Here is a 14,391-nt window from a genome sequence, read left to right as displayed (position 1 = left end):
GCCCGGCGCGCCCCGGAACGAAGCGCATCGCCTGGAGACTCTACGACATCATTGAATGATGGAGCGGTTCCCGCCGGCGCAGAGACTGCGGCCTGAGGTCGCGACCGCCCCTTGGACATTGAGAAACGTTCTCAATCCAACTACCGCCAATCTGTCTTTAGCTGGAGAGGCGCCATGAACCGTCGCATCGTCACACTCGCCGCCGTCGCCCTGGGCGCCCTGTCGCTCGCGGCCTGCGGCCAGAAGGAAGGCTCCGCCGACAAGGCGGGCGAAGCCGGGGTGCTGAACCTCTACACCGCCCGCCACTATGACGCCGACCAGAAGCTCTACGATCTGTTCGCGCAGAAGACCGGCATCGACGTCAAGCGCATCGAGGGCAAGCCCGACGAACTGATCGCCCGCATGAAGGCCGAGGGCGCCAACAGCCCGGCCGACGTCTTCATCGCCGCCGACGCGGGGGCCCTGTGGCGCGCCCAGGACGCCGGCCTGTTCCAGGCGGCCAACTCCGAAAGGCTGAACCAGGCCATTCCCGCCAACCTGCGTGCGCCGGACGGCCAGTGGTTCGGCTTCTCGCGCCGCGCCCGCGTGGCGGCCTACGACCCCGCCAAGGTGAAGCCCGAGGAGATCGACGACTACGCCAAGCTCGCCACGCCCCGCTTCAAGGGCAAGCTCTGCGTCCGCTCGGGCGACAACGTCTATAATCTGTCCCTGGTCGGCGCCCTGATCGAGGCCTGGGGACCCGAACGCGCCAAGCAATGGGTTGAGGGCGTGGTCGCCAATCTGGCGCGCCCGCCGGAAGGCGGTGACCGCGACCAGATTCGCGCCGTGGCGGCGGGGGTCTGCGAAGTCGCCCTGACGAACAGCTACTACTTCATCCGCATGGCGTCCGGCGATGAAGCCGGCGACCGCCAGATCGCCCAGAAGCTCACCCTGGGCTTCCCGTCGCTGGACGGCCAGGGTTCGCACGTCAACATCTCGGGCGGCGGCCTGGCGGCCCATGCGCCCAATCGCGAGAACGCCGTCAAGTTCCTGGAATTCCTGGCGTCGCCGGAAGCCCAGGCCATCGTCACCCAGTCCAGCTTCGAGTTCCCGGCCGTGGCTGACGCTGCGCCGGCCGAAGCGGTCGCGCCCTACGCCGGCTTCAAGGCCAACCCAATGTCTGTCGCCCGCTATGGCGTGCATCAGGCCCAGGCCCAGTCGATGATCAGCGCGGCGGGCTGGCGATAATCACGTCCCCTGTCAGCCAGGGCCAGGAGGCCCGCCGCGCACGTCGCGGCGGGCCTTCGCCGTTGCGCCTGATGGCCATCGGCGCGGCCATGGTCGCCCTGGCGCCCCTGGCCGGCGTGGTCTGGGTGGCGATGCAGCCAGGCATGGCCGACATCGCCGCCAAGGACGTGGCGCGCTACGCCGCGACCTCCGGCGTTCTGGCTTTGGGCGTGGCGGCGACCACGGCGGTCGTCGGCTCCCTGGCCGCCTGGCTGACGGCCATGCATCGGTTTCCGGGGCGAGACGTCTTCGCCTGGGCCCTGGCCCTGCCGCTGGCGGCGCCCGCCTTCGCCCTGGCCTATGCCTATGCCCAGTTGTTCGACGTGGCGGGGCCGTTGCGGATGTGGATGCGACCGAGCCTGGGCTGGGATCTGCCGATCCAGATGCGCTCGGTTCCAGGCGCGATCTTCATCCTGACCTGCGCCTTCTATCCCTATGTCTTCCTGGCCATGCGCGCCGCCTTCCTGAACCAGTCGGTACATCCGCTGGAAGCCGCGCGCACCCTGGGCTGCTCGGCCTGGCAGGCCTTCGTCCAGATCGCCCTGCCCCTGGCCCGGCCGGCGCTTGCCGCCGGCATGGCCCTCGCCGTCATGGAGACCCTGGCCGACTATGGCGCGGTGCAATTCCTCAGCGTCCAGACCCTGACCACCGGCGTGGTGCGTGCGTGGTCGGTCTATGGCTCGCCGGCCTCGGCCGCGCGCTTCGCCCTGCCCCTGCTGGCGACGGCGGCCGTCCTGCTCTGGCTGGAGCGCTGGGGCCGCAAGGGACGCAGCTTTGAGAGCAGCCACGCCCGCTATCGCCCGTTGCAGTCGGAGGCCCTGACCGGCTGGCGCGCCGTCGCCGCCACAGGCTTCTGCCTGACATTGCTGACCCTGGCCCTCATCCTGCCGGTCGGCTTTCTGCTGATGCGGTCGCTTGAAATCACGCCTGACTGGTCGCGGCTGCTTTCTGCGGGAAGACGCAGCCTGGTCATGGGCGGACTGGGGGCTGGAGCCACGGTGATCCTGGCGACGCTTCTGGCGCTGGGCGCCGCGCGCCTGCCGGTCACCGCGCGTATCGCCAGCCTGGGGTACGCCACGCCAGGCGCCGTCATGGCCATCGGCCTTCTGGCCCCGGCCGCCGTGTTGTGGCGACTGTCGCCCGGCGCGACCTCCGGCGTCGGCGTCGGCGTGGCCCTGCTCACCTACGCCTATGCCGCGCGTCTGATGGCGGCGGCGCTGGAGCCCATCGAGGCCGGCTTCTCCAAGGTCACCCCCGCCATGATCGGGGCCGCCCGCAGCCTCGGCCGCAGCGAGACCGGCGCCGCTCTGGCCATCCAGTTGCCCATCGCGCGCGGCGCCCTGCTGACCGCCGCCCTGATCGTCTTCATCGACGTGCTGAAGGAACTGCCGGCCACCCTGATCCTGCGCCCCTTCGACTTCGACACCCTGGCGGTGCTGGCCTCCAACTACGCCAATGACGAACGGTTGCCGCAGGCGGGCTGGCCGTCGCTGATGATCATCGTCCTGGCACTGCCCGGCGTGATCTGGCTGACGCGCAAGATCGCCGCCTCCCGTCCCGGAGCCCCACGATGAGCCCCGCCATGACCCCCGCCATGACCGTGCGCGGCGCCACGCGGCGTTTCGGCGCCCGCCTCGCCGTCGACGGCGTTAACCTGGACCTGCACGCCGGCCGCATCACCGCCCTGCTCGGCCCCTCGGGCTGCGGCAAGAGCACGCTGTTGCGGATGATCGCCGGGTTGGAGCCGATGGACGGAGGAACCATCCACGCCGAGGGCCGGCTGCTGTCCGACCCCGCGCGCTCGACCCCGCCAGAGGCGCGCGGCGTCGGACTGGTGTTCCAGGACTACGCCCTGTTTCCGCACCTCAGCGTCGCCGACAACGTCGCCTTCGGGCTCAAGGACCGGCCGCGCGCCGAGCGCCGCCGCACGGCCCTGGAATGGCTGGACACCGTGCATCTGGCCGACCGGGCCGACGCCTGGCCGCATATGCTGTCGGGCGGCGAGCAGCAACGTGTGGCCCTGGTGCGCGCCCTGGCGCGGCGGCCGCACACCGTCCTGCTGGACGAGCCCTTCTCCGGCCTGGACCGGCACCTGAAGTCCGAGGTGCGCCAGACGCTGATGGGCGCCCTGCGCGCCGCCGACGCCGCCGTCCTGATGGTTACTCATGACGCTGAGGAGGCCCTGTTGATGGCCGACGATCTGGTCTTGATGGACAAGGGCCGCATCTTGCAGATCGGCGCGCCGGACGACGCCTATCTGCACCCCGTTTCGCCCGCCGCCGCGCGTCTGCTGGGAGAAGTCGAACTGCTCTCGGCCGAGGTTCTGGCGGGTGTAGCGACAACCGCCTTCGGCGCCTTGCCCGCGCCCGACGAGCCCGACGGCCCCGCCTGGGTGATGATCCGCCCCGGCGACGCCTGCGTGGGAACGGAGGGGGTGGCTGCGACCGTCGGCGCCATCGCCTTCGGCGGCCCCTTCATCGAGGTGAAGCTTCTGGCCGGGAGCCAAACCCTGAGGCTCCGGATTGCGGGACCAGCCCCCTCCATCGGAGAAACGGTCCGGGTGACATTCAACGCCGCCCGCGCGCGCATCTATTCCCGCGCCTGAGCCGCAGTCGGCACGCCCCCCGGCGTCCTGATGCATCATGAAAGCCAGGCCGCGCCGCCGCTCGACGGAAAGGCGGCGGCGCGGCCTTTCGTCAGAAGCTGTAGCGCAGGCCGACGCCATAGGTCGCCGGCGCGCCGACCAGACGCGAGGTGCCGTTCAGCTCGGGGAAGTAGACCTCGTCGGTGATGTTGCGGCCATAGGCGTAGACCGCCCAGTTGGCGGCGGTTTCCAGCTCAACGCGGGCGTTCAGGAGGGTGTAGGCCTCGGCTGTGTTGCCGGGCGCCGCATTGAGGCGATTAGACTCCTCACCATGATGCGAAACTGACAGGCGACTGTCCACTCGCCAGCCGTTGGCCAGCATCAGGCCGTGGTTCAGCGACAGGGTCGCGGTCACATCCGGCGCGCCCGGCAGGGGATCGCCGACGGTCGACAACACCTCGGCTACGCGCGCCGAGCTGAACGAGATGATCTCGGTGTCCAGGAAGGCCGCCGCCAGATCGAGGTCCAGCGTCTGATTAGCGCTCTCAAATAGCATCGCGTTGACAGCGAACTCGATCCCCTTGCTCTCTGCCTCGCCGACGTTGGCGCGGCCGTTGGTGTCATTGGCCAGGCGGGTCGTCGCCTGCAGTTCCTTGAACCTGTAGGAGAAGGCGTCCAGCGACACCCGCAGACGCGCGGTGGTCCAACGCAACCCGGCCTCATAGGCCGTGACCGTTTCGGACTCGAACGGCAGGGTCTCGGCCTGGGTGAAGATCGAGGTTCCGTCGAAGCCGCCGCCGCGATAGCCGGTGCCGGCCGAGACGAAGACGTTCAGGCTCGGGCTGAAGGCGTATTTCGCCGTGACCCGGCCCGATACATTGTCATCCTCGAACGACCGGTCCCAGACGAAGGGGTCGGTCGTGGCGAAGGTGGTGGTGAAGGTCGAGATGCCCCACGGGTTTAAGTCGTCGTTGCGGCCGCTGAAGGTCGCTTCGTCGCGGGTGTAGCGCAGGCCGCCCGACAGGGTCAGCTTGTCAGTCAGGTCATAGTCGACCTGGCCGAAGAGGGCGAAGCTGTTACGGGTCTGCTTGTGCAGGTTGTCGTACTGGGTCCGGGCCGTATAGCTGGTCCAGTGGGTGTCGAAATCGATGTCGTCCGAGACGTAGAAGCCGCCCACGATCCAATCCAGACGACCACCCGTGTCGTCGCTCAGGCGCATTTCGAGCGAGGCCTGGCTCAAGGTTTCGTCGGCGTCGAAGCGCGAGGCCGGATAGGGCGAGCCGTCGCCATTGCCCTGGACCGAGCGGGTCGTGCCCTGGAGGTTGCCGATCACGGCCAGGTTCAGGTTGTCGCCCAGCCTGTGCTCCAGGACGCCCGACACGCCGTAGATGTCGATGCTCTGGGTAGGGTATTCCGACGAATAGAACTCGTAGGGGTCGTCGTTCTCGCCGGCGTTGGCGATATTGCTGTCCAGAGCGGCCGAGATCCGGTCGTACTGGCGCGTATCGCCGCGATCCCGGCTACCGAACAGCTTCAGCGTCAGGTTCGTCTCGGGGCTGAAGTCCATGGCCACGGTGGCGCGACCCGCGAACAGATCAGCGTCGCCGAAGCCTTCGCGGCGCCCCGGATCGACAATGGCCGGGACCTGGGTCTGGACGACGCCGCCGATCACGGGACGGTAGCCGCCGAGATCGCCCGCGCCGGCGCCCGTCATGAAGCCCCCGCCCTGCTCGGCCAGGACGGCCAAGCGCACGCCGACCTTGTCCCCCAGCGGACCGCCGACGGCCGCCTCCATGGCGGTGTAGTCATGGCTGCCGATCTCGACGCGGCCCGAACCTTCAACCGCGTCGCCGGGCCCTTTGGTGATGGCGTTGATCACGCCGGCCGTGGTGTTGCGGCCGTACAGGGTGCCCTGCGGCCCTTTGAGGATCTCGACGCGATCCAGGTCAAACAGCGGCATGCCCAGATAGGCGTTGGAGGTCTGATAGACGCCGTCCACGTGCAGGGCGACCGAAGGGTTGCCGTTGGGCTTGTAGTCGTCCGCGCCGCCAATGCCGCGGATGCTGATCAGGCCGTAGTTGGTGCCGCCGAAGGCGTAGTTGATCGAGACGCCGGGAACCTCGTCCACCAGGCCCGCGACGCTGTCGATGCCGCGACGCGCGGCGTCGTCGCCGTCCAGCAGGGTGACGGCCAGCGGCACGTCCTGGATCCGCTGCGCGCGCTTCTGAGCGGTGACGATCACCTCGTCGATGGTGGTGACGTCGGCGGCGCCGGCGCCAATCTGCGAAACAGAAAAGGTGCGCTCGCCGACCTGGGTCGCGACCAGGCCCGATCCGGCCAGAATCTCGCGCAGCGCCTGGGCCGGCGGCATGAGGCCGACGACGCGACCGGCGCGCTTGCCGCGCACCAGTTCCGGCGAGAAGACCACCTGGACATCAGCCGTGCGGGCGAAGCTGGTCAGGGCCGTTTCCAGCGCCTGGCCTTCAATGGCGAAGGCGATCGGCTGGCCGCCCAAGGACTGCGCGAGGACCGGCGAAGCGGCGGCCAGGACGGCCACGGCGCTGCAGGCCAGCAGGCCGCGTTTCAGAGTGCGCGAAAGCGGCGAGGAAGTGGTCATTGGTAGCCCCTAAGTGGATGACCGGCCCCCGGCCGGTTCGTTCTCAGGAACGGAAGCGACCGCGCGAGTCCCCACCCGGTCTTGGAAATTTCATCGAAGCGTAGTCGTTTCGTCAGGCGTTCGAATGCGCCAGACGCCGTCCGGCGCGCGCTTCACGGAAAGGTCGAAGCCGGTCGCCAGGGCCAGGGCGAACTCTCGGCCGCCATCGTATCGGAAGGAGCCGGAGATGCGTTTGTCTCCGGCCGCCCGGTCCTCGATCGCCAGGCGGTCGGCGGAATAGTGGTTGAAGGCGGCGACCACCTCGCGCAGCGGACGATCCCGCACGACCAGCCGGCCCAATCGCCACGCCGTCTCGGCCTCGACATCGGCAGCGGCCTTCTCGAGCCGGCCGTTGCGGACATCCACACGCTGGCCCGTCTTCAGGCGAACCACGGCTCCCTCGCCGCCCCGATCGGCCAGGGAAAGCTGGCCCTGTTCTACGAGTATGTCCGGACGATCATCCAGATAGGTCAGTTGGAATCGCCCCTGCTCCGTCGTCAGCTCCCGCTCGCCCACGCGAAGGCTGAAGGGCTGGGCCGCATCGGGCAGGATGTTGAAATAGGCCTGACCCGTCTCCAGCACGACCGCACGCCTGCCCTGTCCATAGTCGAGCCGCAGGCGGGTCAAGGGCGCCAGAGTCACTTCGGAGCCGTCGGGCAAGGGCGCGGTCAGCCGCTGCCCGGCCCTGGTCGAGATCAGGGCCCGCGCCGGGGACGCTGACGTCATCAACCAGAGGCCACCGCAGGCCGCCGCGACGGCGCCGCCGGTGAGGCCGAACAGGGCGCGTCTCCGATTGAACCGCCGTTCTTCAGGACCCAAGGCCGCCGACCGCAGCGCCAGCATTTCGGGCTCGGCGGCGTCCAGTTCCAGCAGACGCCAGGTCTGCTGGCAGCTTCGATAGGCGCGGAGATTCTCAGAGTCCTCGTCCAGCCAGCGACGGAAACCGGCCTCGTCCTCGGCGCTGGTCGGGCCGCCGCCGTTTAGCCGCGCGAACCAAAAGGCGGCGGGATCGGCATGGTCGTCGTTGCCGGGGCGCGGAGGGGCGGGAAACATCAGCGGTCGCCCTCGACCAGGTCGAGCCTCAGAGCCGACATCGCTCGCGCCATGTGTTTCTCGACCGCGCTTACTGAAATCCCCAGTCGCCCTGCGATCTGGGGGTAGGTCAGGTTTTCGAACCGCCGCAGGATCACCACTTCGCGGGCCCGGGGCGGCAGGGCGTTCAGCGCCGCCAGCATCTTTTTCAAACGCTGCTTCCCCGCGACGATCTGTTCCGCCCCCGGTTCTTCGCTCTCGGCGACCAGATCCGTGATCTCGACATGACGCCCCTGCCCTCTGGCCTGCTCGTACCGCCCCCGGTCCCGCGCGATATTGGCGGCCGCCTCGAACACATAGCCGTCGACGTTCTCAAGACTGAGCAGGTCCGCTCGGCGCAACAGGCGCACGAAGAGTTCCTGCACCATCTCCTCGGCGTCCGCCGGCGTTCTGGTCCGCCTGAGAAAGAAGTGGAGCAGAGGACTGCGGAGTCGTCGCGTCAGGCTCGCGAACCCGTCGCCGGGCGCAAGGTCTGGCGACGGCAAAACCGTGCTGGTCGACGTTCCGTGTTTCTGGTTCACAGACGGCAGATGGCGCTGGAGCGTCACCGTCTGATGTCGTTGCGACGACATTTGCGTATCAATCGAAACGCCCGCGCCAATGCGCAGGTTGATGGAGAAAACCGTCACACTGCGTGGCTATGGCGTCCCGACGCGACAGCTCGGGATGAGACCTATGACCATGTTCAAACGGATCGGCGCGAGCCTGTCTCTGGCTCTCTCGCTCGGCGGCGCGCTGCTGGCGACGGCAGGTCCGGCCTGGGCCGAGGTCTTCACCGTGGCCGTGGTTTCCGACACCCAGAACTACTCCGACATCACCCTGCCGCAGCCGCGCGGCGCCGATACCTTCGCCCAGCAGATGCGCTATCTGGTAGAGACCCGCGAAGAGAAGAACCTGGCCTTCGTCACCTTCGTGGGCGACATCGTCCAGCACGGCGACGGCCAGTTCCGGCGGGCGATCCCGGACGCCGAGGGCGAATACCAATACTTCGACACTCGCGAGGAATGGGACATCGCCAACCGCGCGATCTCGATCCTGACCCGCAGCGGCCTGCCCTTCGGCATGGTTCCCGGAAACCATGACTACGACAACTATTCCTGGTGGACCCAGGATGGTCCCGGCGCCGCCAAACCTCTGGCGGGCAGTCGCACATGGAGCCTCTATTTCGGGCCGGATTCGCGCCATTTCATCGGCAAGGCCTGGTACGGCGGCGCGTCAGAAAACAAGCTGAACAGCTACCAGACGTTCAACGGCGGCGGGAAGCAGTTCCTGCATCTGTCGTTGGAGATGGAGCCCCCGCAGTCCGCGCTGGACTGGGCGCAAGGCGTGATCGACGCCCATCCGGGCCTTCCCGTCATGATCACCACCCATGAGTGGCTGCGGCCCGATGCGCATGAGCGTTCAAACGGCTACGACAGCTACTTCCCCGGCGCCGACAACCTCACGCCCGATCAGATCTGGGATCGCTTCATCCGCAAGAACGCCATGATCTTCATGGTCCTGAGCGGACACAACTACACGCCTGCGATCGACGGCGTGTCCAACGGCGAGAACCTGCGGATCGACCTCAACGACGCCGGTCATCCCGTCTATCAGCTGATCCAGGACTATCAGGGCAATACGGTCGGGCCGGACGGCACGGCGGGTTCAGCCAACGGCGGCGCGGGCTGGCTAAGGTTCATGGCGTTCGATACCGAAGCCCGAAAAATCCGCTTCTACACCTATTCGACGCTGCTGGGCCGTCATGCCGGCGCCAACGGCGAAGCGACCTTCGGAGTCGCCGCTGAACGTTCGGCGTTTGAGCTGGATTTCCCGCCGCAGCTCCAGAACTGACGCAGGCCGAAGCTCCCCGATACGGAGTCGGCGCGGCAACAACCCTGACCGGGACCAGCGCGCGAACAACACCCGTTTGACTTCGACGCGTCTGGCCGCTTCCACGCGAAGGACAAAGTGTCCTGCTGATATGCGCCTTGTTCGTAGCGATGCGGAGAGGCTGAAGTCGCAGCAAAGCCACGCCCATACAGTGGTCGTTTCGGCACCCGAAACGCCCTACCTCGCAAGAACGAAAGGGAAAGAAAAGCAGAACCTGCGTGTGCAAATTCTGCACACGCCACTCCATAAATCACTGATTACACATAACAATCCGCACCATCCATCATGGGCGCCGCGGACAGTCTATGCGGTGGGTGCATCGGCCTTATTGGAGAACATCAAGATAGACGGAAGGGTGGCTATATAGGCCAGACCCTCATCAAACGCGATGACGCGCGCCGGTAGGATACCGGGCGAGTTCGTCGATCTACCCGCCCCCTCGCTACAGACGCGCACCGCCAGTTGGGGCTTGAAACCAAACCGCAGAGCTTTCGCCGGCACAAGTTCTGGCGCAGTCAAGCTGCCCAAGGACGCAAGAGTGCGCTTTTCGATGGAACGAAACGCCTTTTCAACGGCGATTATTGGCCGCGCGCAGCCGCGCGCCGGGCCCGAACCTCCTTCGCAAGCTCGACGGCTTCCGCGACCGTCTCGGGGGGCGCGCCGTCGGCCCTGGCGATCTCCGGCTGGGAGAGAGTGGCTTTCGCCTCCGCCCGGCTGATGACATAGGACATGAACGCGGGTCCATCCGCGCCAAGGCCTCGGGCGATTTCCTTGACCTGGTCCATGTCGCCAAAATCAATCGCGGTGATTTTGAGCTGACCTATGCCGCCTTTGAGCGGGACCGACGCGTCAGCGGACTGGGCCGCGCGGCCGTTGATTTCGGCGCCGCTGTCGCATCCGACAAGCGCAAGTGCAGACGCCAGTGCAATCATTGAGTTTCTCATACCCACCTCCGTGCCAAGATATGATGGCCGCAAGAGTCACGAAAACCTGGATCAGATCAGCGGGGCGACGGGGGCGTCGCCCCGCTGACTGGCCGCGATGACGAAGCCCCAGCAGGTCAAGGCTGTCGATCGCGATCAGCGTTAGGCTTTCCTAAAAGCAGACAGTCTAGACGGGCCTAGGCCGTCCGACGCCGCTGGATCATCAGAGCCGCCCCGCCCGCCAAGGCCACGCCCAGGAAGATCATCGCCCATTCCGACAGGGTGGGGACAGAGGCGACGACAGGCGTCGTCGGATAGGGGACCAACGTGACCGCAGCGGGTCCCCCAAAGCCAAAGCCAACCTCTTCACCACCCGTTGCCGATCCGGCGGTCGTGAAAACGGCGATGTATTCGCCGTCAGAGAGGCTGATATCCTTATTGCCATCCACGCTTCCAACACAGTGCGCCATCGGATTCGCCGGATCAAACGCGCCTGAATACAAACCCAGGGCGCCATCAACCAGATTAGGAAAACCCGGCCCGACAGAATCCACCACACTGTATGTGCCAGATTGATGAATGGTGATAATCGCCACTTCGTATACACGACTACCGCCATTCGAAACATTACATGTAGCAAGGTCCGTATAACTATAATCAATCGGAGAATTTGCAGCAGTCATCGGGATTGCAAAATTCGCGCAGCGACCGGGCTTACAGAAAAACCAACCACTAACGCGGCAACAAAAGACAGTACATACTTTATTTTCATAGCTTCCTTCTTTCTATGATAGCTATTTTTGAATAAAAAGCGAAATCCATGGGACTTTTTTATGCATTCCCATATTTCTACACCGCACAGAACGTGGGCGACTGAATTCCAAGCGCCCCATCCACGCCCTCTGCAGCGGAAAATATATTGACGGCATTGGCGGCTACTCTTCCGCCCACGCTCAAGCCGCTCAGGAAGAAGGTCTTCACGACATTGCAGGCTAGACCTGCGAGCGCCTGTCGGACGATGGGATCCATCCCGCCTGAATCCGTCATCAGGACCGACATCGAGGCTGCCGCGTAAAGACGAGCCAGCGTCTGGCCATAGGCCGCCACGATCGCCAGGGAGGCCCCGCCGAGCACGCCCAGGCCGCCTGCGGCGGACGTCGCCGTCACCAGCAGGTTGAGCATGCTGATGACCTTGTCGAGTTCGGCCAGTTGGCGCTGCATGCCGGTGGTCATCTGACCGCCGCCGCTGCCGTCCGGAAGCACGGCGAAGAGCTCGCCCGTAGCATTGTCGACCACCCAACAGGCTCGCGTGGACGCATCGTCGGCCGTCAGCGCCACATGGCCCGAAGGGAACATGTCCCTCAGTCGCCGCATGAAGGCCGCCCATTCGACCTGTTCGTCGGCCGAAAGCGCCGGCGTCTGCTGGCGCGGCAGGTCACTGCTCAGCAAGGCCAGCCGTTTGCCGCTCAGGGCCGCCCCGGTATTGATCGGGAACAGAGCCGCCTCGCCCATCGCCAGCATCAGTGAGGCGTTCAAGGCTCTGGACAACTGAGCCTCGCGATCCGGCGCGATGACGTGGGCGCGGCTGAGCGGTAGAATGTCGATGCGGCTGGCGAACTGATCCGTGTTCACGATCGGATATCGGGAATGCAGCACGACGCGCATCCCCTGCTCCGCAAAGGCGAAGCCTCTGCCCGACAGGGGGGCGGAGCGCATCAACAATGCGGCCTGCTCCTTGGGCAGGTTCATCACGCCCTTGTCGAGAACCGCTATGATATCGTCGAGGCTTCGACTCCTGTCGCGAGCCGTTTTGTCCAGAAGCTCGGTGGACAGGCGCGCGGCGATAAGGTCGTCCAGCACGGTCGACAGCGACGGCGGCGGCCCCTCGAACGCAATCAGATGATCGCCCAGCACGGCGCCGTGCAGTTCGTTCTGCCGATCTGGCGCCATGACGCCGCGCTCGTCCTGTCCGGCCAGACGGCGCTGTATCTGACGGTCGCCGACCCGAACGGTGAGATGCAGGGCGCTGACCTTGCGCGCAGGCGCCGAGGCCGCGCCGACCTCATACGAAGCCTCGCCGTGGGCCTTCTCGGTAGCCACGCCGGCCTTGCGCACGCCGCTGGCCGCAACCGGCCCACGGTAGGTCAGCACATAGGGAAGATGCTGCGTCTCCTCGTTGAGAAACCGCCGGATGACGCCTTCGACCTCATCGGTGTCCTCGGTCGATACATTCAGGGCCACGCCGCCGGTCGCCCGGGCCATGGCGTCGAAGATGTTGTGCTCCCCTTCCTGCTCCCGGCGCCTCGCCAGCCGCGCGTTGACATCCATGACAATGGCCCGCGGCCCCGCGCCGAGAGCCTCGATTTCGGCCGCGGCGGGCGGCGCGCCCTCCAGATCCCCGTCGGTCGCGTAGACGATCAGATTGGCCGATGTACCAACATGGGCGAGCAGGTTCCGCCACATCCTGGAGTCGGTCGACTGCACCGTCACCATCGCCTTCGGATGCACGGCCCTGGCCATCGTCTCGACCCGGTTGATCAAGGCCTTCATCGCCTCGCCCAGTCGCCAGGCGCCCTCGCCGATGAAGGCCTTGGGCATGGAGGCGGAGGCGTCGGCCAGAAACAGGATATGCGGCGCCCGCTCACGGTCCTGCAGCAGGTGGGCGACGGCCTCGCCTTCGTCCGTCAGCCTGAAATCGCTCGCGACCAGGCCCTCCACGATCCGGCCGTCCGCGGTCTTGGGACGGATCAGCAGCCGCATATCGGGATAGCGCGATGCGTCAGCCTCCGCCTCGATCACGGCGACATCGGCTGCGCGGCCTGAGGGCGGGCTGGCGTCCAGCGGCCTGTCGTTGAACTCGACGACGCCCGTCTGCGCCTGCCGGATGCGGTCGCCCTCAAGGGTGAAGCTCTGCCCCATGACCAGGGCGCGTTCGGGGTCCAGCGCCTCGCCGTCCAGCGCCTGAATGCTGAGAAAGGGCGTAAAGGCTCGCAGGTCGCCGATCCGAGCGTTCAGGACCGACAGGGTGTCGCCGAACGGCTTGAAGCCGATGCGGACCTGACGCCCCGCAACCTCTTCAGCCGTCCATTCCGCGCGGGCGATTTCAAAGGGCGCGACCGTTTCGTCCAGCACCGTCGCCGTCAGGCTGACGGTCACGGGCAGGATGCCGCGCGCCGGCCGGGCGTCACGCGGCGTGCGCGACCCCGTCGGCTCCAGCCCTCCATCCGGCCGGATCGGGTCGGCCAGAAACGCACCCTGCCCCGGCTCGACAAACAGGACGAGCGGCGCTGCGCCTTCGATCCTGTCGCTATAGTTGGTCGACGCAATGCGCTTTTGCTCGTCCTGCGGGATGAGGGCGCGCAGGTCGCGTTCCAGGTTCTGCGCCTGGCGTTCGCCGGCGGCGAGGTTGATTTTGACGTCGGGCTGGCCCAGCGCCTCGCGCCACTGATCGACCTGGGACGTCATCACCTGAGGCTCGAAAACGGGCGAGTATTCGCGAAAGAAAACGCCGCGATCCGCCTCATGGCCGATGTCGCCGCCCTCCACCACACGCGCCTCGCGACCGGTCTGACGGATCAGATCCGCCAGGATCTCCGCCTTCTCCCGCGCCGTTCCGGCCCCTGCGCGCAACGCCGCCCGCGCGCCCCACCGGACCTCATCCCCAAGACGCAGCCGCGTCGCGGAACTGGACACCAGGCGGATTTCATCGCGAACGAACCGATGCAGCGCTCCGACATCACCGGCCGCCACCAGGGCGCCCGCCCTGGCGGAGGCGTGATCGGGACTGGTGCGCAAGGCGGCCTGCACCTGGCGCCACACGTCGTAAGGATCGCGCGCCCCGCCTTTAACCGCGCCCGGCCCCGATCCGTCCCGGCAGCTGTGAAGGGCGAAACCGCCGCCGCCCAGCGCCAGTGCGGCCAGCCCCGCCCCCGCGCCGGCCTTCAACAGGCTGCGCCGCGATGCTCTCTGCTCAGTCATCTCGCTACGGTCTCTGCGCC

Annotated in this window: 10 protein-coding genes; 4 read left to right on the top strand and 6 right to left on the bottom strand. The window is 66.7% G+C overall.

Annotated features, from left to right (window positions below; genetic code table 11):
- Window positions 1–174 precede the first annotated feature (174 nt).
- From ACLBV5_RS13775 to ACLBV5_RS13765, 3 genes are all read left to right on the top strand, one after another.
- Window positions 175–1,227, top strand: a complete 1,053-nt coding sequence (locus ACLBV5_RS13775; RefSeq protein WP_447606012.1) for an extracellular solute-binding protein — start codon at window positions 175–177, stop codon at window positions 1,225–1,227.
- A 71-nt stretch (window positions 1,228–1,298) separates the two neighbouring features.
- Window positions 1,299–2,840: an ABC transporter permease gene (locus ACLBV5_RS13770; protein ID WP_447606066.1), complete on the top strand. Its 1,542-nt coding sequence runs from the start codon at window positions 1,299–1,301 to the stop codon at window positions 2,838–2,840.
- Complete coding sequence (locus tag ACLBV5_RS13765; RefSeq protein WP_447606011.1) at window positions 2,837–3,871, top strand: ABC transporter ATP-binding protein; 1,035 nt, start codon at window positions 2,837–2,839, stop codon at window positions 3,869–3,871. Before ACLBV5_RS13770 ends, ACLBV5_RS13765 begins: the two co-directional genes overlap by 4 nt.
- A gap of 91 nt (window positions 3,872–3,962) precedes the next feature.
- Here the strand turns inward: ACLBV5_RS13765 and ACLBV5_RS13760 are convergent, their stop codons facing one another.
- From ACLBV5_RS13760 to ACLBV5_RS13750, 3 genes are all read right to left on the bottom strand, one after another.
- Window positions 3,963–6,467, bottom strand: coding sequence for a TonB-dependent receptor domain-containing protein (locus ACLBV5_RS13760; protein ID WP_447606010.1), 2,505 nt, complete (start codon window positions 6,465–6,467; stop codon window positions 3,963–3,965).
- Between the two features lie 90 nt (window positions 6,468–6,557).
- Window positions 6,558–7,559 (bottom strand): FecR family protein, encoded by a 1,002-nt coding sequence (locus tag ACLBV5_RS13755; RefSeq protein WP_447606009.1) that lies wholly within the window; start codon window positions 7,557–7,559, stop codon window positions 6,558–6,560.
- On the bottom strand, window positions 7,559–8,227 hold the full coding sequence (locus ACLBV5_RS13750; RefSeq protein ID WP_447606008.1) for an RNA polymerase sigma factor: 669 nt from the start codon (window positions 8,225–8,227) through the stop codon (window positions 7,559–7,561). The genes ACLBV5_RS13755 and ACLBV5_RS13750 overlap by 1 nt, the downstream gene beginning before the upstream one ends.
- A gap of 46 nt (window positions 8,228–8,273) precedes the next feature.
- Here ACLBV5_RS13750 and ACLBV5_RS13745 point away from each other — a divergent pair, with 46 nt between their 5' ends.
- Window positions 8,274–9,431: a metallophosphoesterase gene (locus tag ACLBV5_RS13745; RefSeq protein ID WP_447606007.1), complete on the top strand. Its 1,158-nt coding sequence runs from the start codon at window positions 8,274–8,276 to the stop codon at window positions 9,429–9,431.
- Window positions 9,432–10,048: 617 nt separating this feature from the next.
- Here ACLBV5_RS13745 and ACLBV5_RS13740 read toward each other — a convergent pair.
- The 3 genes from ACLBV5_RS13740 to ACLBV5_RS13730 all read right to left on the bottom strand — a co-directional run bounded on the left by ACLBV5_RS13740 (window position 10,049) and on the right by ACLBV5_RS13730 (window position 14,371).
- Window positions 10,049–10,402, bottom strand: a complete 354-nt coding sequence (locus ACLBV5_RS13740) for a hypothetical protein (RefSeq protein WP_253119667.1) — start codon at window positions 10,400–10,402, stop codon at window positions 10,049–10,051.
- 188 nt (window positions 10,403–10,590) lie between these two features.
- Window positions 10,591–10,989 (bottom strand): IPTL-CTERM sorting domain-containing protein, encoded by a 399-nt coding sequence (locus ACLBV5_RS13735; RefSeq protein WP_447606006.1) that lies wholly within the window; start codon window positions 10,987–10,989, stop codon window positions 10,591–10,593.
- A gap of 253 nt (window positions 10,990–11,242) precedes the next feature.
- Window positions 11,243–14,371 carry a hypothetical protein gene (locus tag ACLBV5_RS13730; RefSeq protein WP_447606005.1) on the bottom strand — a complete coding sequence of 1,043 codons (3,129 nt, stop codon included), beginning with the start codon at window positions 14,369–14,371 and terminating at the stop codon, window positions 11,243–11,245.
- Between the last annotated feature and the right edge of the window lie 20 nt (window positions 14,372–14,391).

The organism is Brevundimonas sp. M1A4_2e (assembly GCF_053345555.1).
This window is presented reverse-complemented; position numbering and strand designations above follow the sequence as displayed.

Coding starts and splice junctions, on each gene's coding strand:
- ACLBV5_RS13755 (WP_447606009.1), bottom strand. CDS start 7,559: ATGTTTCCCGCCCCTCCGCGCCCCGGCAACGACGACCATGCCGATCCC.
- ACLBV5_RS13730 (WP_447606005.1), bottom strand. CDS start 14,371: ATGACTGAGCAGAGAGCATCGCGGCGCAGCCTGTTGAAGGCCGGCGCG.
- ACLBV5_RS13775 (WP_447606012.1), top strand. CDS start 175: ATGAACCGTCGCATCGTCACACTCGCCGCCGTCGCCCTGGGCGCCCTG.
- ACLBV5_RS13740 (WP_253119667.1), bottom strand. CDS start 10,402: ATGATTGCACTGGCGTCTGCACTTGCGCTTGTCGGATGCGACAGCGGC.
- ACLBV5_RS13765 (WP_447606011.1), top strand. CDS start 2,837: ATGAGCCCCGCCATGACCCCCGCCATGACCGTGCGCGGCGCCACGCGG.
- ACLBV5_RS13770 (WP_447606066.1), top strand. CDS start 1,299: ATGGCCATCGGCGCGGCCATGGTCGCCCTGGCGCCCCTGGCCGGCGTG.
- ACLBV5_RS13745 (WP_447606007.1), top strand. CDS start 8,274: ATGACCATGTTCAAACGGATCGGCGCGAGCCTGTCTCTGGCTCTCTCG.
- ACLBV5_RS13760 (WP_447606010.1), bottom strand. CDS start 6,467: ATGACCACTTCCTCGCCGCTTTCGCGCACTCTGAAACGCGGCCTGCTG.